This is a genomic window from Bacillus sp. FSL W8-0629 (genome assembly GCF_038593225.1).
GTDB lineage: Bacteria > Bacillota > Bacilli > Bacillales > Bacillaceae > Bacillus > Bacillus altitudinis.
Genome location: NZ_CP151975.1, coordinates 2,753,180 through 2,772,191, shown reverse-complemented (window position 1 = coordinate 2,772,191; position 19,012 = coordinate 2,753,180). Strand labels below are relative to the sequence as shown.

Annotated in this window: 20 protein-coding genes and 1 other annotated feature; of the genes, 16 read left to right on the top strand and 4 right to left on the bottom strand. The window is 40.3% G+C overall.

What is annotated here, in order from left to right:
- Window positions 1–29: 29 nt before the first annotated feature.
- Entirely contained in the window at window positions 30–1,109 is a 1,080-nt protein-coding gene (locus NSQ17_RS14315) for a tetraprenyl-beta-curcumene synthase family protein (protein ID WP_041507625.1), read from the top strand.
- A 231-nt stretch (window positions 1,110–1,340) separates the two neighbouring features.
- Window positions 1,341–2,117, top strand: a complete 777-nt coding sequence (locus NSQ17_RS14310) for a sporulation protein (protein WP_342467542.1) — start codon at window positions 1,341–1,343, stop codon at window positions 2,115–2,117.
- Between the two features lie 19 nt (window positions 2,118–2,136).
- Here NSQ17_RS14310 and NSQ17_RS14305 read toward each other — a convergent pair whose 3' ends face one another.
- Together NSQ17_RS14305 and NSQ17_RS14300 are read right to left on the bottom strand one after the other, a co-directional pair.
- Window positions 2,137–2,715 carry a class I SAM-dependent methyltransferase gene (locus NSQ17_RS14305; protein ID WP_017367896.1) on the bottom strand — a complete coding sequence of 193 codons (579 nt, stop codon included), beginning with the start codon at window positions 2,713–2,715 and terminating at the stop codon, window positions 2,137–2,139.
- Window positions 2,712–3,677: a TIGR01212 family radical SAM protein gene (locus NSQ17_RS14300; protein WP_017358356.1), complete on the bottom strand. Its 966-nt coding sequence runs from the start codon at window positions 3,675–3,677 to the stop codon at window positions 2,712–2,714. Before NSQ17_RS14300 ends, NSQ17_RS14305 begins: the two co-directional genes overlap by 4 nt.
- A 152-nt stretch (window positions 3,678–3,829) precedes the next feature.
- Between NSQ17_RS14300 and NSQ17_RS14295 the strand changes: the two genes are divergently transcribed.
- The 8 genes from NSQ17_RS14295 to NSQ17_RS14260 all read left to right on the top strand — a co-directional run bounded on the left by NSQ17_RS14295 (window position 3,830) and on the right by NSQ17_RS14260 (window position 9,301).
- Window positions 3,830–4,105 (top strand): YtzC family protein, encoded by a 276-nt coding sequence (locus NSQ17_RS14295; protein ID WP_017367895.1) that lies wholly within the window; start codon window positions 3,830–3,832, stop codon window positions 4,103–4,105.
- A gap of 137 nt (window positions 4,106–4,242) precedes the next feature.
- On the top strand, window positions 4,243–4,575 hold the full coding sequence (locus NSQ17_RS14290) for a hypothetical protein (RefSeq protein WP_061419967.1): 333 nt from the start codon (window positions 4,243–4,245) through the stop codon (window positions 4,573–4,575).
- Window positions 4,576–4,843: 268 nt separating this feature from the next.
- Window positions 4,844–5,023: a hypothetical protein gene (locus tag NSQ17_RS14285; protein ID WP_008342991.1), complete on the top strand. Its 180-nt coding sequence runs from the start codon at window positions 4,844–4,846 to the stop codon at window positions 5,021–5,023.
- A 17-nt stretch (window positions 5,024–5,040) separates the two neighbouring features.
- Window positions 5,041–5,433: a GntR family transcriptional regulator gene (locus tag NSQ17_RS14280; protein WP_342467541.1), complete on the top strand. Its 393-nt coding sequence runs from the start codon at window positions 5,041–5,043 to the stop codon at window positions 5,431–5,433.
- Window positions 5,426–6,304, top strand: coding sequence for an ABC transporter ATP-binding protein (locus tag NSQ17_RS14275; RefSeq protein ID WP_007501894.1), 879 nt, complete (start codon window positions 5,426–5,428; stop codon window positions 6,302–6,304). The genes NSQ17_RS14280 and NSQ17_RS14275 overlap by 8 nt, the downstream gene beginning before the upstream one ends.
- A complete protein-coding gene (locus NSQ17_RS14270) occupies window positions 6,298–7,281 on the top strand; it encodes an ABC transporter ATP-binding protein (RefSeq protein WP_047945254.1) in 984 nt (327 codons plus the stop codon). The genes NSQ17_RS14275 and NSQ17_RS14270 overlap by 7 nt, the downstream gene beginning before the upstream one ends.
- 21 nt (window positions 7,282–7,302) lie before the next feature.
- The gene (locus NSQ17_RS14265; RefSeq protein ID WP_007501890.1) at window positions 7,303–8,001 is read left to right on the top strand and encodes an ABC transporter ATP-binding protein; all 699 of its coding nucleotides are present in this window, start codon (window positions 7,303–7,305) and stop codon (window positions 7,999–8,001) included.
- The gene (locus NSQ17_RS14260; RefSeq protein ID WP_113747076.1) at window positions 7,991–9,301 is read left to right on the top strand and encodes an ABC transporter permease; all 1,311 of its coding nucleotides are present in this window, start codon (window positions 7,991–7,993) and stop codon (window positions 9,299–9,301) included. Before NSQ17_RS14265 ends, NSQ17_RS14260 begins: the two co-directional genes overlap by 11 nt.
- A 60-nt stretch (window positions 9,302–9,361) precedes the next feature.
- Here NSQ17_RS14260 and NSQ17_RS14255 read toward each other — a convergent pair whose 3' ends face one another.
- Window positions 9,362–10,060: a hypothetical protein gene (locus NSQ17_RS14255; RefSeq protein WP_341017242.1), complete on the bottom strand. Its 699-nt coding sequence runs from the start codon at window positions 10,058–10,060 to the stop codon at window positions 9,362–9,364.
- Between the two features lie 84 nt (window positions 10,061–10,144).
- Window positions 10,145–10,948: an STAS domain-containing protein gene (locus NSQ17_RS14250; protein ID WP_007501884.1), complete on the bottom strand. Its 804-nt coding sequence runs from the start codon at window positions 10,946–10,948 to the stop codon at window positions 10,145–10,147.
- A 425-nt stretch (window positions 10,949–11,373) separates the two neighbouring features.
- Here NSQ17_RS14250 and NSQ17_RS14245 point away from each other — a divergent pair, with 425 nt between their 5' ends.
- From NSQ17_RS14245 to NSQ17_RS14220, 6 genes are all read left to right on the top strand, one after another.
- Window positions 11,374–11,703 (top strand): DUF4257 domain-containing protein, encoded by a 330-nt coding sequence (locus tag NSQ17_RS14245; RefSeq protein WP_008343006.1) that lies wholly within the window; start codon window positions 11,374–11,376, stop codon window positions 11,701–11,703.
- Window positions 11,704–11,805: 102 nt separating this feature from the next.
- Window positions 11,806–12,027: a binding site (T-box leader), on the top strand.
- Between the two features lie 97 nt (window positions 12,028–12,124).
- Window positions 12,125–14,539, top strand: coding sequence for a leucine--tRNA ligase (leuS, locus tag NSQ17_RS14240; RefSeq protein ID WP_017367888.1), 2,415 nt, complete (start codon window positions 12,125–12,127; stop codon window positions 14,537–14,539).
- Window positions 14,540–14,670: 131 nt separating this feature from the next.
- Entirely contained in the window at window positions 14,671–15,573 is a 903-nt protein-coding gene (locus tag NSQ17_RS14235; protein WP_017367887.1) for an alpha/beta fold hydrolase, read from the top strand.
- A gap of 52 nt (window positions 15,574–15,625) precedes the next feature.
- On the top strand, window positions 15,626–16,378 hold the full coding sequence (locus NSQ17_RS14230) for an NAD(P)-dependent oxidoreductase (RefSeq protein WP_335350661.1): 753 nt from the start codon (window positions 15,626–15,628) through the stop codon (window positions 16,376–16,378).
- A gap of 218 nt (window positions 16,379–16,596) precedes the next feature.
- Window positions 16,597–17,457 carry a carbohydrate ABC transporter permease gene (locus tag NSQ17_RS14225; RefSeq protein ID WP_098680761.1) on the top strand — a complete coding sequence of 287 codons (861 nt, stop codon included), beginning with the start codon at window positions 16,597–16,599 and terminating at the stop codon, window positions 17,455–17,457.
- A gap of 25 nt (window positions 17,458–17,482) precedes the next feature.
- Window positions 17,483–18,982, top strand: coding sequence for an extracellular solute-binding protein (locus NSQ17_RS14220; protein WP_008343015.1), 1,500 nt, complete (start codon window positions 17,483–17,485; stop codon window positions 18,980–18,982).
- Window positions 18,983–19,012: the final 30 nt, after the last annotated feature.

Below are 19,012 nucleotides of genomic sequence, written 5' to 3'. Positions count from 1 at the left end.
TTGTGAGCTTAAGTTGGGGGTGGATTGATTTGTCAGTACCAGAACGTCCTTTTGCACTGATGACGAAGGTGTATAAAGATATTTTTCCGCTAGTTCATCAGGAGCTAAAAAAGTGGCGGGCTCATGCAGAAATGATTGAAAATGAAGAACTGAGAACGCAGGCACTAGCGAGCATATCCAGTAAAACCTTTCACTGTGAAGGCGGGGGAATTTTATCTCTTCTTGCAGGTGAAGCGAAGGAAACGTGTATTGAATTCATTGTGGCGTACCAAACGATTAGCGATTACTTAGATAACTTGTGTGACCGCAGTACATCACTTGATCCAAAGGATTTTCATATGCTGCATCAAGCGATGAGAGATGCACTCGATATTCATGCGGAGCTTAAGCCGTATTATCAATTCCGTGATGATCAAGAGGATCATGGGTACTTGCATGCGCTAGTCAGGACGTGCCAAGATGTGCTGTCACGTCTAGCGCATTATCCGATCATTCAGCCCTATTTACATACGCTGTGTGATTATTATAGTGATTTACAAGTACATAAGCATGTGGTTCCACATGAGCGTGAACCTCGATTAGAGTCATGGTTCCGCCAGTATGAAAAGGATTTACCGAAGATGGAGTGGTATGAGTTTTCCGCATGTGCAGGATCAACGCTGGGTATTTTCTGTCTTGTGGCTTATGCACTGCAGCCTGATTTTACAGAGAAGCAGGCGAAGCAAATTTACGAAAGTTATTTCCCTTATATCCAAGGTCTGCACATCTTACTGGACTATTTAATCGACCAAGAAGAGGACAGGCTGGAAGGCGATTTGAATTTTTGCTCGTACTACAACTCTCATCATGAGATGATGGATAGACTACAGCATTTTATTGAAAAAGCGGATGAACAGCTGAAAGGCATTCCACACGAGAATTTTCACAAACTAATCAATAGAGGGTTACTTGCGGTCTATTTGTCTGATGAAAAAGTGACAGCTCAAAAAGAGATGAACAAGCTGGCAAAGCGGTTGATCAAATCAAGCGGGAAAACATCGTTCTTTTTCTATATCAATGGCAGAGCCTATCGAACCTATCAGAAAATGCCTTGGAAGAAATCTTCATAAAGGATACAGTAAGCTCATCAGCTTGTAGAAAATGGTTTTCTACAAGCTTTTTTGTTTTGAACTGTTTCGCTTTGGACCATGTACAGTTCTTTTATGATTGCAATCCTCTTATTTGCTGCCGATATTATTCTTAGTGTACGAAAAATAGGAGAAAAGTACGGATAGAATGAATCGTATCTACTCCTTATGACGTATATTTGTTGAAAAACTTAAAAAAGGGGAAGGTCGAATATGTCATTTTTTAAAAAGTTTGCAGCAAGTGTAGGAATCGGTGCAGCAAAAGTGGATACAATTTTGGAGAAAGATGCGTATGAACCGGGAGAAGAAGTAAAGGGAACAGTCCATGTGAAGGGCGGAAAAGTGCCTCAAGATATTCGCTATATTGATTTAAAGTTGAAAACATGGTACACCATTGTAAAAGATGATGAAGAGCAACGAAAACACACAACCATCCATTCTGTCCGAGTGACTGAATCATTCACGATTCAGCCTGCGGAAGCTCAGCAGTTTATATTCTCGTTTCACCTTCCTCTTGATACACCAATGACTGTAGGTAAAGTAGAGGTGGCTGTTGTGACAGACCTTGATATTCAAGGTGGTATTGATAAATTTGATCATGACCGCATTTTTGTAAACGCACACCCTTGGGTGAATCGTGTGCTTGAAGCTGTTGGAAACTTAGGCTTTCACCTTCATGAAGCAGACTGCGAAGAAGCACCTTATTTTAGGCGCCGCCTTCCCTTTGTTCAAGAATTTGAGTTCATACCGACTTCCGACTATTATCGTCAAATGCTTGATGAGTTAGAGGTGATTTTCTTCATTGATGAAGAGGGGCTAGATCTCATTTTTGAAGTTGACCGCAGAGCAAGAGGGCTGCGTGGCTGGCTGGAAGAAATGTATAATGACGGAGAACAGCTTGTACGTGTCCGCTTTACTCAATCAGAGCTTGCAGATGCAGAAGAGCTAGAAGTAGTGCTTGAAGAAATCATTGACCAATACGCTTATTAAATAATAAAACTCAAATCCATTAAGAGGATTTGAGTTTTTTTTCGATGGCTACCACAAAGGGCGGGTCGTTTTGAATATTCATGTATTGATAAGATATCACCTGTACTTCTTCGTGATGGAGTGTTTTGCAATAATCAAGAAGGATGTCCTTCTCTTTTTTTCCTTCGGGATGACCGTGGTAAATCACAAGAACGATCAGACCTCCAGGCTTAAGCCAATCCATGAGCTGTTTGATCGCTTCAATGGTCGTATGGGCCTGAGTCGTGACGGTTTTATCGCCTCCTGGTAAGTACCCAAGATTGAACACTGCACCAGATATGTGGCCATAAGCATCCGCTGGCAGATGCTCAGCAAGTTGTTCATGTCCGTCATGGATCAGGTGAACGTTTGGATAGTGCTCACCAAGTCTTTTGCTTGTTTGCTCAATAGCTTCCTTCTGTACATCGAATGCGAAAACTTGTCCATCTCTCCCGACAAGGTCAGCTAAATAGCGTGTATCATGCCCATTCCCCATCGTTGCATCAATGACAATATCGCCTTTTTGACAAGCACGTTCTAACAGTTCTTTACTAAAAGGGAGCATCCGTTTTAAAATCATTTTGCCGCTTCTTCCAATCTGACGAAGCGTTTACCTTGGTAGCTGTTACGTCTTTCAAGCTCAGCATTAATGGCATTGAGCACTTCCCATTTATTCACACTCCACATTGGACCTACCATTAATTCAATGGGACCATCGCCTGTAATACGATGAATAATCATTTCTGGGGGCAGGATCTCCAGCTGATCACAGACAAGCTGGACATATTCCTCTTGGCTGAGAAACTCTAGTTTGCCTTTCTCATATTGCTTTACCATCGGTGTTCCTTTTAACAGGTGAAGTAGATGAATTTTAATTCCTTGCACATCTAAATCAGCGACAGCTTTTGCTGTTTCCATCATCATATCTCGGTTTTCAAGAGGAAGACCGTTGATGATATGTGAACAGACTCGAATGCCATGTTTTCGCAGTTTTTCTACACCTTCTACGTAGCATTCATAATCATGGGCACGGTTGATGAGCATCGCTGTCCGCTCATGCACAGTTTGTAGACCAAGTTCAACCCATAAATACGTCCGTTCGTTTAACTCAGCTAAATATTCCACCACGTCATCTGGCAGGCAATCAGGTCTTGTGGCAATCGATAAACCAACCACTCCATCCAGATTCATGACGGTTTCGTATTTTTCTTTTAAAACAGGAAGCGGCGCATGTGTGTTTGTGTAAGCTTGGAAATACGCCATGTATTTTCCGTCTTTCCATTTTGTATGCATCCGATCCTTGATTTCATTAAATTGAGTGATGAGATCATCCGCCCGGTTCCCTGCAAAATCACCAGATCCTGCTGCGCTGCAAAATGTGCAGCCTCCATGTGCGACAGTACCATCACGGTTTGGACAATCAAAGCCGCCGTCTAATGCGACTTTAAATACTTTATGACCAAAGTGCTCACGCAAATGATAATTCCATGTGTGATACCGTTTCTCGCTGTTTGAATATAAAAAAGGGTTATGCTGATCCAAGTCAGTAACCTCCTTGCATAATAATAGGCATCCTTAAAGTTTAACAAAAATCACGAAAGAGGACAATTGAATCTGTCCAACATTTTCTTTAGTGAAAAAGCTTTACGTGGGCAAAATAGGCGAGAGCAATGATGAAATGGAGGGATGGCTAGATGGCAACTAGAAAATCAATCGATGAATTTGTCCAAAAAAGCACTGAGACTCTTGAGTTTGCAAGCGAACAGTTTGATTTGAGCTCTCGCCAAGAACATTATAACGTAGAAGAATTTTCAAAAGCGCAGCTCATGCTTGAGGATGCGGTGAATGAATTAGAAAAGTTAAAAGATGTCGCCAATGATCAGCAAAGAGAACGTTTAGACAGAACGCGTGTACAAATTCAAAGTCTGCAAAACCAAATGATTTTAGGTATTTCATACGAGAACGAATGATGAACAGATCCTTCTTTTAAGGGTCTGTTTTTATTTTTTGGCTGTTTTCGCAAAGTTGTTTTTGGATAAATAGGTTTTTATTCTGTTAAAGTATGTTATATATAGAAATTGCAAATATCTTCAAGGGGGTAGAAGAAATGTTGGAGACTCTTCCTGATTGGTTTTGGGCATTATATTACTTGTTTTTCTTAGCAACATTAGGAACCGCAATATTCAGTGTTGTGAAAAATAAACATAGGGGATTGTCCATTCTAACCATTGTATTTACTGTTACAATTCCGATTATTAGCCTGATAAATAGCATTGGTAGAGTAGAAGGAATGAATGAATTTGAACACTTATTTAGTCAATTGCGACAGGGTGCAGTTTGGTCTATCTTTACAGTTATAGGCTATATATTTTTATTAGTATGGTGGGTGCTAATCCTGTTCAAAAGCAAGTCCAAAAACAAAGTAATAGTATCTAATTAAAACATTGTAGAGACCTCAATATTCGGGGTCTTTTATTATGCACTTTTTCAGGCGATTATGAAAGTTATTAACGTGTTGAACACCCTAAACCAGAAGCAAACCTGGCTTCCGAAAGCTTTTAAGTAGCTTCTTCGTAATTTTATCTGGTTCGTCTGCCTATTTTTTTCTAGAGTCTCTTGACTTTTCAATTAAGTGTCTATATTGTATTAAGTGTACTACATCAACTAATACACTATAGACACTTAAACGTGAAGAAAGGTGTTTAACCATGAAAAAAGAAAAAAAACCAATCAATTTAAAGTGGATGGTGCTGGCTGTTGCGTTAGCATGTACATTTTTTTTCGTTCTCGTTTTCATTGGTTTTGAAGTTCAAAAAGATTTTATTCCAAACTCGGTCCCTTTAATGCAAGGACATGATCAAGCGATAGGACTGCAAAAGCATGAATGAGAAAAGAGGGAGCCATCATGATTCAAATAGATCCAAGAAGCGCTGCACCAATATATGAACAAATCATTGAGCAGTTAAAAATTTTGTGCTTAAAAGGCGTGATGAAACCAGGTGACAAACTGCCCTCTGTGAGAGAGCTTGCCACCATTATTATTGCGAATCCAAACACCGTCAGCAAAGCGTATAAAGAGCTTGAACGGGAAGGAATTATTGAAACATTAAGAGGCCGTGGAACGTATGTGACAGAAGGTGCACAGTTAAAGCTGAATGAAGGGAAGGTGTTAGAGATGAAGGAGCAATTAAAGCAACTCATTATTGAAGCTCATTATGCCGGTATTGATATTCATCAACTCAAAGAGTGGCTGGAGGAGATCAGCTCAAGTCTAAAAGGAGGAAAACAAGTTGATTGAGGTCAGAAATGTATCAAAGAAATTAAATGGACGTGAAGTACTCAGCAACGTTTCCTTCAAGATAGGCGAAGGAGAGATCTTTGGTCTGCTTGGCCGGAATGGCTCTGGTAAAACAACACTTCTTCGCTTGATTCAGCAAATCCTTCTTCCAGATGAAGGAGAGATTTATTTTAAAGATGTACTCGTAAAAGACCACCCGTTAGTGAAGCAAAATATTGTGTATATGCCAGTCGTAAATCCCTACTTTGACCGGTACAATTATGGACAGCTTGTGAAGCTGTTAAAACAACTGTATCCAAAGTTTGACGTGACATATGCCAATGAGCTTGTGAACCGGTATGAGATTCCGGAAAAAGTGAAATACCGTGAATTGTCGACAGGTTTAAAGAAACAGCTGTCCCTCATTTTAAGTTTTGCCATCAAACCAGCAGTCATTTTGTTAGATGAGCCGACAGACGGGATTGATGCAGTCACAAGAAATGACGTTCTTCAGCTGATGATTGACGAGGTAGCAGAACGACAAACAACGATTTTAATTACATCTCACCGTTTAGAGGATATTGAGCGTATGTGTAACCGAATCGGGTTTTTGGAAGGAAATCAGCTCACAAGTGTTATGGATTTAGACGAATTAAAGAATGACTACGTTAAAATCCAGATGGCATTTGAAGAGGATATGAACTTAAGTATTAGAAAAAAAGGCGTTGCCATTTTAGATCAAGCGGGTGTGTTCTATACAGCACTTGTACTCAAAACAGATGAAGAAGCAAAAGAGTATTTGAAATCGCTTGAACCAAAAGTCTGGCATGAACTGCCTGTAAATTTAGAAGAAGTATTCATTGCGAAGTTTGGAGGGAAACGCAGATGGTAAAGCGGCAATTGTTATATAAGGAATGGAAGCAGTCTGAGCTGACATTCATTTTAGTGATGCTTGTTGCGGTATTTGCGACGCCATTATCCTTTTTAATGGAATACTCATCCTTTCAAGATTGTTTAGAAAACCGAGAATGTCTAATGGATACAACAACATTCACTTATATTTTTAAGACGGACGCATTTCTCTCACTTTCATGGGTCATGGGAATATTTTTTGCTGTGATTCAGCTAGGATTTGAAAGAAATAAAGGGCAGATGGACTTTACCGTATCCTTGCCGTTTAGTAGAAGTTCCATCTTTCACACAAAGTTTTTCTTAGGTGCTGGAATTATTGCAAGTGTTCATGCTGTTTCATACCTTCTCATTTATTTATTAAAATTAGGTCTTGGGCCAATAGAGACACCTGGATTCAACAGTCATTATTTCTCTGCGTTGTTGTCAGCCTTGATGATCTATAGTTTGTTTTTTGCAGCAGGTGCTTTAACAGGGAGTGCTATTTCTCAAGCAATCGTTGGATTTAGTACAGCTATTTTACCTTACTTAGTGATTGGTTTACCAATCCTTCATTTAGATTTTATCTTTAAAACAAGCGGGATGTGGCTGGATAAAATCTTTAATTTTTTGATCACGCCCATTTCCCCCATTACTTATATTACAGCTAACAGTTTTTATCAGGAATATCCGCTTTGGTTCAATGGTGAAGAATACATCGTTCCAATTGTCATGATGTTGCTATTTTACCTTATAGGCTTGTTTAGCTTTATTAAACATCCAATTGAACGAAATGGCCGATTCTTCCTTTATTCAATAATGGATCGCCCAATTCAAATTATGGTGATCGTGTTTGGCGTCTTAGGGTTTGGCTGGGTTGGTTTCTCTTCAGATTCATTAATTGGATATTTTGTTGGCATGTGCATCGGTGGAGCTGTAGGCGCACTGACGAGTTATTTCTTAATCTATCGAAAAAGATAAACAGAGAGCAGGGGAGTAGAGATGATTCAAATTCAATCGTTAGATCATGTGTTTAAAATTGGGAAAAAGGGCAGGGAGAACGAGATTCCTGTGCTCAAAGACATTGACTTGTCTATTAAAAGAGGCGAAATTGCATGTATCGTCGGACGAAGCGGTTCGGGGAAATCAACTTTACTGAATTTAATATCGGGATATATTACGCCAACAAGCGGACAAATTATGGTTGATGGCACCAATGTGACCGGCTTTAATGAGAAGGAATGGGCAGACTTTCGGTTAGATCATTTTGGCTTTATCTTTCAAAGCTTTCAATTGATCGGGAGTTTAACAACATATGAGAACGTTGAACTTCCGCTCACTTTAAAAGGTGTGAAGCCGTCTGAGCGAAAAGTGAAAGTAAAGGAAATGCTGAAACGAGTTGGACTGGAACATCACGCAGGACATTATCCTAATGAACTGTCAGGTGGACAGCAGCAGCGTGTGAGTATTGCAAGAGCCTTGATCCTTAATCCGTCTATTATTTTAGCGGATGAGCCAACAGGCAGTCTGGATTCAGAAACTGAAGGAGAAATTCTAGCCTTTATCCAGCAGCTTAATCGTGAAAAAGGAATTACATTTGTCATCATTACACATGACGATGAAGTCGCTTCAATCGCAGACACAACGTTCCAGCTTCATGATGGTGTATTAAAGAAAGGGGATCAGTCCATTGAAATTTAGAGATCAGGTCAAATTCATCAGAAGAAATATGAAGAAAAATAGATTGCGTGTGTTTATGACCATACTTGCAACGACAATGGCATGCTCTTTCTTAATCGTTCTAGCGTCAGTTGGTTTTGGTCTGCAAAAATCGGCTCAAGATGAAATCATGAAACAACAAATTATCACAGAAATTAAAGTGTTAGGCAAAGAAAAAGGTGACGTCAAGGTTGACGATTTAAAGAAATATGATCATGCGAAATCTGTCGTTGCAAGAACGTCAATCATTCCATCGGTTCACGTCGAGCTCGATAATCGCTCAAGTGATACGCAGGCTGTACTGACAGATATGAAAGAAGAAAAAGAGGCAGGCCTTGAACTAGACCGTGGAAAAGTCCCAACATCGGCGAATGAAATTGTAGTTGGGTATCAAATGGCAGAACAACTTTGGACGGAAAAAGAACGAAAAGACTATGAAAAAGAAATGAATCAGACATCAAATGGTGAAGATACACCGGAAGAGCCAAAAGGCTATACGAAGGAAATTTTAAACAAAGTCATTCAAATCAAGGTGCCGAAACTGAATGAAGAAAATGAAGTGGTGAAAGAAAAGACGTTCGATTTCCGTGTCGTCGGTGTATTGAAGAAACCGAATTTGGAGTGGCAGCAGGATCATAAAATTCTTATTCCGAATGCTTATGAAAAAGAATTTAGTCAAGTGCTCGATCTGTCTCCTGATGCAGGAAATGTCGAAAAAATGACGTCTGTCTATGCTGATAAGTTCGACAATGTCGGTGCGCTCACAGATAAGCTGACAGATGACGGCTATCAAGTCATCTCTGTGACGAATCAGCTTGAAGGAATGGATATGTTCTTTACAGTCTTTAAAATTGGACTCATCTTTGTTGGATGTATTGCGGTCATTATTTCGGCGATCGGCATTTTCAATACGATGACAATGGCCGTAACAGAGCGGACACAAGAGATTGGGATCATGAAAGCCATCGGTGCGAATCCTTCCATTATTAAGCGAATGTTCCTCATGGAAAGTGCTTATATTGGGGTGATTGGATCGATCATCGGGATTATCATCTCGTACATCGTTAGTTTTGCAGTGAATTTAATCATTCCAGCAATTTTGTCTTCCATGTCTGAAGGGGGATCAAGTGATCAATTCTCGATCACCTTCTCCTATATTCCGCTAAGCCTTGTGGTCACAGCAACAGTGATTAGTGCAGGAGTCGCCATTATTTCTGGACTCAATCCAGCACGTAAGGCGACAAAAACGAATGTATTAACAGCATTAAGAAGAGAAATTTAAAGAAGAACCTCCTGTACCTATATTGGGCTGACAGGAGGTTTTTTTATCGTCAAAAGATGTCTATTGCTTTGGTGCCCGGTACCCTGCACGCTCAGCTTCTTCTACGGAGCAGAACATTTTGGTCACGTTTTTTGTCCGTGAGTAGTATCTGCTGCTCGGTGTGTGATATATGCCGTTGACACTTCCTTTAATATTACAGGCGGCAGATTCTTTTTTTGTTTCTTTTTGTGACTCATGACCGCCAGTATTCGACCCATCATCTTTAGGAGCAGATCGCTGGGCCGATGACGTGGTGTCTTTGTTTACTTTCTGGTGTTCTTTTTTGAGTGTTTCGTTTGTAGAGGTGAGCTTGTCTATTTTCTCTTCAAGCTCATGGATGGTTTTTTCTTGCTGTTTGACTGTCTTCTTTTCGGAGGTGATGGTTTCTAATTTCTTGGATAGCTTTTCTTTTTCTTTGGTCACGTCTTCTAAAGAGGCCGTCAGCGTTTCTTTGTCTTCCTTTAGACGAGAAATGTCAGATGCTAATTGTTTTTGCACTTTCAGCAGCTGTTCAGAAGATGGATCTGCTTGTGCTTTCGGAGCACCTGTGCCGGCAAACGGTAATGACATAATAGAAAAAACAAGACCAATGGTCAAAAAAGGATAGAAGAGTTTTTTTGAAAAGATTTGTTGATTTTGGTGTTTAAGTAATAAATAATTGACGGCATATCCTATGGCGAAACAAATACATAAAAGACCTATGATGAGTAACATCATCATCTGGCAGCCCCCCTATATCGCTATTTATACCTATCATACCTCATTTTTCCATTTTGGGGAGCGGTTCAATTAAAAAAACCCTGTTTAAACAGGGTTTTCAGCTAATGGCAATCCTTTGATTGCTTCTTTTACCGTTAAATAAGTGATCGTATTCTGGAAGTCTGTATCTAAGTCTTTCATTTTCATCGCAAGCTGTGGTTTGATCCCAGTGATGATGAGTTCAGTTCCAGTTAAGTTCAGCAGGTGATGCAGTTTGAAAATTCGCGCTGCAACGGAATCATCGACATCAATTAAACCAGAAAGATCGACAATTAAATAATCATCCTTTGAATCTTCTAATATACAAGTTAACTTCGCGACGATAGCATCAAAGCGTTCTTCTGATAATTTTCCGATGAGTGGAAGAGCGGAAACACCATTTTTGATTGGGACAATTGGCGTCGACAGAGAGGTGACTTCCTGTAAGGAATCTTCTAGGAGTTGTTCATATTCTTTCTGCTTTGTAATGTCCTTTTGAAAGCCAATAAAAAATGTTTTGTCATCTTGTTCAATGTATAGAGGGTCTATATTGAGTTCATTCCAAAAAAAAGTACCGTCTTTTTTATAATTTTTGAGCTGTGTGGTAATAGGTGTTTTGTTTTGAATTCCGTGACGTATTAAGGCAAGTTGCTCTTGATTTGTGTCTTTTCCTTGGAGGAATCGACAATTACGTCCAAGAATCTCATCTGGTTTATATCCAGTCATTTGTGTAAAGCCATGATTCACATAAACGATAGGGTTATCCTCTAAAGAAGGGTCTGTAATGACAACACCAATCCGCGCATGATCCAGCGCTTTTTTTATGAGTTCAAGCTGTTTTTGCAAGCCGAAGATGTTCGAGCTGACCATATTACCCTCCTTTGCTGCTGCTATCAGACATTTAAGATGGTTTTTTTAAAACCAAATGAATTCTTTTTAAACGTAACATAACATATGTTCTGTTTCAATGATTGCAATCGCTTTGTTAAATTTGTCATCATAGTTTGTCCTCCATTAGAATAGAGTAAGTAAGGAGACTTTTCATTAGAAAAAGAAGGAATCATTTGAGGATAATTCATAAAATGACAAAAATAGTTAATATGGATTAGGTGAAAATGATTCCAATGCATCAAGATTGTTTTTGGGTCATTCACATATAATGGAAGAAACAAGCTTTTTTTCTTCGTTAGAGAGAATAGACCTTTTACATGGATTATGACGGAACAGCAGAATGGCATTACAGGGGGCTGGACAGCCTGAAGTCGCTTTACTATTCTAAGGGCTTTAGGAAGGTGATGAAAATGCTGCAACAAGTCATTATTGCTTGCGCCATTGGAGGGGTCATGGGCATTCTCGGTCACGTAAAGAAAAAAGGCAGGCTAGAGAAGCCCAGAATGACAAAGAAGTTTATTTATCTAGGGTTTATTGAAGATTGGCTCGTTGGGATGATTGCTGCTACACTGCTTGTCTTATCCTCAAATCCCGAATCTAGTCTGCACTTGATCATCTTATCCATTATTTCAGGTTACGGAGGAGAAGCAGTTCTGCGAAGCTTCGATTTTGTGAGAGAAGAACGTTCACAGGATGCAGGCTCCAACCGTCATAACCGATCTCCACACGAATAATATCCTCACTTTACCCTAGTCTAGGGTACATTCCCATTGTATACAAACCTGCTTGCACTTATGATCATAATTCTATAAAATACTACTTAGATGACGGTTACGATAAGAACAGTGAAGAGGAGTAGTAGGAAAGCAGTATTTGTCTTTAGAGAATTGACGGCTGGTGAAAGTCAATCAAATCTGCTTCTGAACTCGCCTCAGAGTTGCAGTTGCGTTAAAGCTTCTGTCGCATGTCTGCGTTAAAGATATTAAGTGAGCGTATGAACAGTTCATGACGCTAACAAGGGTGGTACCGCGGGAACCAAAAAATCTCTCGTCCCTTTCCAGGGATGAGGGTTTTTTGTTGATTTTAGAAAAATCTGAATTCTTGCAGTGGTCATCTGAGCAGATAAAGCCGTACATATTAAAGGAGGTTTTCACATTGAGTTTTCAGCATCGGGAAATTGAAAAAAAGTGGCAGGATTATTGGCTGACACATAAAACATTCGCCACATCTGACTCGGAAGATAAACCAAAGTTTTATGCGCTAGATATGTTTCCTTATCCATCAGGAGCAGGGCTTCATGTAGGGCATCCTGAAGGATACACAGCAACGGATATTTTATCACGTATGAAACGTATGCAGGGATACGATGTTCTTCATCCAATGGGATGGGACGCATTTGGTCTTCCAGCGGAACAATATGCGCTGGATACAGGAAATGATCCAGCTGCATTTACAGAAGAGAACATTAATAATTTCCGCCGTCAAATTCAATCATTGGGCTTCTCGTATGATTGGGATCGAGAAATTAACACGACAGATCCGAATTATTATAAATGGACCCAGTGGATTTTCTTGAAATTGTACGAAAAAGGATTGGCGTATATTGATGAAGTACCTGTAAACTGGTGCCCAGCACTCGGTACAGTCCTTGCAAATGAAGAAGTCATTGATGGGAAAAGTGAGCGCGGAGGGCATCCTGTTGAACGACGTCCAATGAAGCAATGGATGCTAAAAATTACAGCATATGCGGACAGGCTGTTAGAAGATTTAGAAGACATTGATTGGCCTGAAAGCATCAAAGACATGCAGCGCAACTGGATTGGACGTTCTGAAGGTGCACATGTTCACTTCGAAGTAGAAGGACATGACGAACAGTTTACGGTGTTTACAACACGTCCTGATACACTATTTGGTGCAACATATGCCGTTCTTGCACCAGAGCATGCACTAGTTGAAAAAATTACAACAGCTGCTCAAAAAGAAGCAGTTGAAGCATATATCAAAGAAATTCAGTCTAAGAGTGACTTAGAGCGAACAGATCTTGCTAAAACGAAAACGGGCATTTTCACAGGTGCTTATGCCATCAATCCATTGAATGGGGAAAAGATGCCGATCTGGATTGCAGATTATGTGTTAGCCACATATGGCACTGGAGCGATCATGGCAGTTCCTGCTCATGATGAACGTGATTATGAATTCGCCAAAACATTCGATCTTCCAATCAAAGAGGTTGTCGAAGGTGGAGACATTGACAAAGAAGCCTACACAGGTGATGGAAAGCACATCAACTCTGATTTCTTAAACGGCTTAGGGAAAGAAGAAGCAATTGAAAAAGCGATTGCATGGCTGGAAGAACATCAAAAAGGTGAAAAGAAAGTCACTTATCGTTTAAGAGACTGGCTGTTCAGCCGTCAGCGTTACTGGGGAGAGCCAATTCCAATTATTCATTGGGAGGACGGAACATCTTCAGCTGTTTCAGAAGAAGAGCTTCCACTGATTTTGCCTAAGACGACTGAGATTAAGCCAAGCGGAACAGGTGAATCACCTTTAGCGAATATTAAAGATTGGGTAGAGGTCGTCGATCCAGTGACAGGTAAAAAAGGACGCCGTGAAACCAATACGATGCCACAATGGGCAGGTAGCTGCTGGTACTTCTTACGTTATATTGATCCACATAACACAGAAGAACTTGCATCGCCTGAAAAGCTGAAGAAATGGCTTCCGGTTGATGTGTATATTGGTGGAGCAGAACATGCTGTGCTTCATCTGCTATATGCACGATTCTGGCATAAATTCTTGTATGATATTGGTGTTGTTCCAACAAAAGAACCGTTCATGAAATTGTTCAACCAAGGAATGATTCTTGGTGAAAATAATGAAAAAATGAGTAAATCAAAAGGGAATGTTGTCAACCCAGATGATATCGTAGAATCTCATGGTGCAGATACATTAAGACTGTACGAAATGTTCATGGGACCTTTAGATGCGTCGATTGCTTGGTCTGAAACAGGTCTTGATGGTGCTCGTCGTTTCCTAGATCGTGTATGGCGTCTGTTTACAAATGAAGATGGCTCCATCAGTGATAAAGTGACAGAGCAATCTGGCGGCGCATTAGAGCGCAGCTACCATGAAACCGTCATGAAGGTAACGGATCATTATGAAGGCTTACGTTTCAATACTGGGATTTCACAATTAATGGTGTTCATCAACGATGCATACAAGGCTGACACACTGCCGAAAGAATATGCAGAAGGATTTGTGAAACTTCTTTCTCCGATTGCACCGCATGTAGCGGAAGAGCTTTGGAATAAACTTGGTCATGAAGGGTCTATTTCTTATGAAGCATGGCCGCAATATGATGAGTCAAAACTTGTCGATGATGAAGTGGAAATTGTCGTACAGTTAAATGGAAAAGTGAAAGCAAAATTAACGGTTCCTGCTGATGCAACAAAAGAGCAGCTAGAAGAGCTTGCGAAAAATGATGCACGGATAAAAGAACAGCTTGAAGGGAAAACAATCCGTAAAGTGATTGCAGTTCCTGGAAAACTTGTCAATATTGTCGCGAACTAATGAACGCACCCATCGGTATCCAGCCGATGGGTGTTGTTTATTTCCCGGGACATAATTTTGTCGAAAACAAGGTAATTCCTCCATCAATCTCGTATTTAACAAGTTGATCAAGAAAATGAGGAGTGACGTCAATGGAAAAGGAAAGCAAACGTGAACAACTGCTCAGTTTATTAGGGGAAATGCCGGAGCGCCATCGTGTGGAGGCGTATACGTTAAAGATTGAGGAACGTGAATCGTACTTAGTAGAAACACTCATTCTCTCTATTCATGGGGTGGAGGAAGTTCCGGCTTATTTTGTGAAGCCGAAAGATACAGTGAAAAAAAGGCCTGTTGTCTTGTTTCAGCATTCTCATGGTGGGAATTATGTGGATGGGAAAGAAGAGTTATTGAAGGGGGCTCATTATTTGCAAGCGCCTTCATACGCAAAAGAATTCACTTCAAAGGGCTATAGTGTGTTGGCGATTGATCACGCGGGATTTGGTGAAAGAAGGGGAAGAACAGAAAGTGAAATTTTCAAAGAAATGCTGTTAACAGGAAAAGTGATGTGGGGCATGATGCTGTATGAGAGCATGTGTGCAATTGATTATTTGCTGTCCCGCTCTGATGTGCTTCCAGAGCGTTTAGCTGTTTTTGGGATGTCAATGGGCGGCCTTCTTTCATGGTGGACGGCAGCACTTGATGAGAGGGTCAGTGTGTGTGTGGATCTTTGCGCACAGGTTGATCATCACACATTGATTGAAACAAATCATTTAGATAGACACGGTTTTTACTATTATGTACCGAGCTTAGCTAAGCACTTTACAGCAGCTGACATCCAAGAAATGATTTTCCCAAGACCGCATTTAAGCTTAGTTGGAAAACATGATCAGCTTACACCTGCTGAAGGTGTTGGACGAATTCAACAGACATTAAGTCAAGCCTATCAAGCTGCTTCCTTAAAGGAACGTTATCAGCTTGTAGGTTTACATGCAGGTCATTTTGAAACGGCTGCTATGCGCCACGAGGCTACACGTTTTTTGAAAAAGTGGCTGTAATCAATAGACGGCATGGACATACTACTCCGATAGAAGATGAAGGAGGAAACAGATGAAAAAAATCACCATGATTGGCGGATGTGGTGTCATCGGACGTTTATTAACTAAAGAGCTCTCTTCGGAGTATGACCTGACCATCATTGATCAAACAAGATGTGTAGAAGAAGTCATTTTTGCAAATGCGGCAATTGAAGAGGAGTTGCTTCAAGCCATTCCAAGAGATACAGATGTGATCATTCATCTTTTAAACATAGACATGACGCATGATGTGATGAATGAAAAGGAGTTTGTAAAAATGAATGAGGTGTTTTGGATAAGCACGTATAATATGTTTCGTTCAGCGGCCAGGTTAAGCATTCCAAAAGTTATTTTTGCAAGCAGTAACCATGTGACAGATCGCTATGAAAAAGATGGTCACTCCTTACTAGGGCGAGAAATTACGACTGATGATGTACCAGCAACGAAAAATGTGTATGGCATTTTAAAATTTGCTTCCGAACAGCTAGGGCGTTTGTTTCACGATCAAACAGGTATGTCTGTCATCAATTTGAGAATTGGAACCGTCGTGACAGATGAGATGGAAGGATTGCACACTAAAAAAAGAACGAAACGAACGCTTCTTTCACATGAAGACCTTTTCGGCATGATCAAGGCTGCCATCGAAACGGACGTTCCATTCGGGACTTATTATGCCGTATCAGAAAACGAAGGAAAACCTTGGTCTACTCAGTCAACGAAGCAGGAGTTAGGCTACAGGCCAGATGTCAATACGGCAGAAATTCTGAAAGAAAACGATCAGGCATAGGGCATAATCATGACATTAGCTCATGATCTTTTTCTTTTCATTGATGAGGCTAAAAGCACGAATGGCATGATCATCTCTGTGGTCTGTCATGATGATTATAGACGCTTTCTTCCCCCGTTTGTTACATTTTAATCACGATATCGTCAAAGGCTGCAGCTTATGTTCAGACAAAATGATAACGCTTACAAAGGAAGGGCGTGATGAACATAGATCGTTCTATTAAAGGCCGATTGTTCAATGTATTTAATTACTCTTTTCTACTCATGTTCGCATTAATATGTGTGCTCCCGTTCATCCATGTCATTGCCGCCTCTTTTGCGACAGTAGAAGAGGTCATCTCAAAGAAGTTTATTTTGTTTCCAACGACGTTTTCTCTAGAGGCCTATCGCTATATCTTTTCTACAGATATTGTGTATCGCAGCCTGATTGTATCCATTCTTGTGACACTCGTTGGAACAGCGGTCAGCATGTTTTTATCCTCACTTATGGCGTATGGGCTGTCTCGTCAGGAGCTAAAGGGCCGAAGAACCCTCATGTTTCTCGTTGTCTTCACGATGCTGTTTAGCGGAGGGATGATTCCGACGTTTATCGTCGTGAAAACACTTGGGCTGCTTGATACTTACTGGTCACTCATTCTGCCAGTGGCCATCAATGCATTCAATTTGATCATTTTGAAAAACTTCTTTCAAAACATACCAGCAAGCCTTGAAGAATCAGCGAAGATGGACGGCTGTAACGATTTAGGGATCTTCTTTAAAATCGTACTGCCACTTTCTTTGCCAGCTATTGCGACGATTTCACTTTTTTATGCCGTGACGTATTGGAATACGTACATGACAGCCATTTTATATTTAAACGATTCGGTGAAATGGCCAATTCAGGTCCTGTTAAGACAAATCGTCATTGTATCAAGCGGTATGCAGGGAGATATGTCAGATATGGGCTCATCAACACCGCCGCCAGACCAAACCATTAAAATGGCGGTCATCGTCGTGGCGACCATTCCCGTTCTGCTTGTCTATCCATTTATTCAAAAGCATTTCAACAAAGGGGCATTACTAGGTTCTGTAAAGGGTTAAAAAGATGGAATAACGGAGGGATCTTATGGGGAGAAAGAAATTATGGCTGATTGCCTTTGTTTTGTTATTTGCCGCAAGCGGTATTCTGTCAGCTTGTTCAAGTAAAGGGGCAAGCTCATCAGATGAAAAGGTTGATTTAGACAAAAAGGTGAAACTGACATGGATGGCGATTTTGTATCATCAGCAGCCGCCGAAAGATTCAGTGTTAGAAGAGATTGAGAAGCTCACAAATACAGAGCTTGATATAACGTGGGTGCCTGATGCGGTGAAAGAAGATCGTTTAAATTCAGCACTTGCCGCAGGGAACCTCCCGCAAATTGTGACGATTCAAGACATTAAGAATTCATCTGCTATCAATGCGTTCAGATCAGGCATGTTCTGGGAAATCGGTCCATACTTAAAGGATTATCCAAATTTAAGTAAGATGAACGAACTGATTAATAAAAATGCCTCTATCGATGGGAAGCTTTATGGCATTTATAGAGAGAGACCACTTTCAAGACAAGGGATTGTCATTCGAAAGGATTGGCTTGAAAATTTAAATTTGGATACACCTAAAACGCTGGATGACCTTTATGAAGTAGCCAAGGCATTTACTGAAAAAGATCCGAACAAAAATGGTAAGGACGATACAATTGGTTTTACAGACCGTAACGATTTGATTTACGGTGCATTTAAAACGCTCGGTTCTTATGAAGGAATGCCAACAGATTGGAAAGAAGAAAATGGCAAATTTACGCCAGACTTTATGACAGATGAATATATGAATACAATGAAATATATGAAAAAGCTGCGTGACAATGGCTATATAAACAAAGACTTCCCAGTCACAAGCAAAACGCAGCAGCAAGAATTGTTCTCACAAGGAAAAGCGGGTATCTATGTTGGAAATATGGTAGATGCAGTGAACTTAAGAGATGATGCAACAGATAAGAACATGGAAGTGGATATTATCAACCGAATCAAAGGCCCAGATGGCAAAGAACGTGTATGGGCATCAGGCGGCCATAATGGCATCTTCGCCTTCCCTAAAACAAGCGTCAAATCAGAAGCAGAGTTAAAGAGAATTTTGGCTTTCTTTGACCGCATTGCAGAAGAAGACGTGTATGGTCTCATGACGTATGGGATTGATGGAAAGCACTATAACAAACAAGATGGAAATACATTTGTGAGGGAAGAAAGCCAAGTGAAAAGCTGGCAGACAGATGTACAGCCGCTTGTCAGCCTCGTAGGGATTGATAAACGTTACTTGAAAAATAAAGGCGATGCAGTTCGTACAAAATATGAAGAGCTAGAAGAAGACAATAAAAACATCATTGTCGCTAACCCTGCTGAAAGCCTGTATTCAGAAACGGCATCAGAGCGAGGAAATGAATTGAAGAAAATCATCGATGATGCAACCTATAAGTTCATTCTTGGTGATATCAACGAAGAACAATTTAAGAAAGATGTAGAGAAGTGGAAATCAAATGGTGGAAATAAAATCATAGAAGAATATGAAGCTTCCTTTAAAAAATCAAAATAATGAACATGAAGACCCCCGCTTAGTAAAAAG

Bases quoted from the DNA above. Each gene is read 5' to 3' on its own strand.
- NSQ17_RS14305 (WP_017367896.1), bottom strand. From the start codon at position 2,715: ATGATTTTAAAACGGATGCTCCCTTTTAGTAAAGAACTGTTAGAACGT.
- NSQ17_RS14295 (WP_017367895.1), top strand. From the start codon at position 3,830: ATGGCAACTAGAAAATCAATCGATGAATTTGTCCAAAAAAGCACTGAG.
- NSQ17_RS14265 (WP_007501890.1), top strand. From the start codon at position 7,303: ATGATTCAAATTCAATCGTTAGATCATGTGTTTAAAATTGGGAAAAAG.
- NSQ17_RS14285 (WP_008342991.1), top strand. From the start codon at position 4,844: ATGAAAAAAGAAAAAAAACCAATCAATTTAAAGTGGATGGTGCTGGCT.
- NSQ17_RS14290 (WP_061419967.1), top strand. From the start codon at position 4,243: ATGTTGGAGACTCTTCCTGATTGGTTTTGGGCATTATATTACTTGTTT.
- NSQ17_RS14310 (WP_342467542.1), top strand. From the start codon at position 1,341: ATGTCATTTTTTAAAAAGTTTGCAGCAAGTGTAGGAATCGGTGCAGCA.
- NSQ17_RS14235 (WP_017367887.1), top strand. From the start codon at position 14,671: ATGGAAAAGGAAAGCAAACGTGAACAACTGCTCAGTTTATTAGGGGAA.
- NSQ17_RS14230 (WP_335350661.1), top strand. From the start codon at position 15,626: ATGAAAAAAATCACCATGATTGGCGGATGTGGTGTCATCGGACGTTTA.
- NSQ17_RS14255 (WP_341017242.1), bottom strand. From the start codon at position 10,060: ATGATGATGTTACTCATCATAGGTCTTTTATGTATTTGTTTCGCCATA.
- NSQ17_RS14250 (WP_007501884.1), bottom strand. From the start codon at position 10,948: ATGGTCAGCTCGAACATCTTCGGCTTGCAAAAACAGCTTGAACTCATA.
- NSQ17_RS14245 (WP_008343006.1), top strand. From the start codon at position 11,374: ATGAAAATGCTGCAACAAGTCATTATTGCTTGCGCCATTGGAGGGGTC.
- NSQ17_RS14280 (WP_342467541.1), top strand. From the start codon at position 5,041: ATGATTCAAATAGATCCAAGAAGCGCTGCACCAATATATGAACAAATC.
- NSQ17_RS14220 (WP_008343015.1), top strand. From the start codon at position 17,483: ATGGGGAGAAAGAAATTATGGCTGATTGCCTTTGTTTTGTTATTTGCC.
- NSQ17_RS14270 (WP_047945254.1), top strand. From the start codon at position 6,298: ATGGTAAAGCGGCAATTGTTATATAAGGAATGGAAGCAGTCTGAGCTG.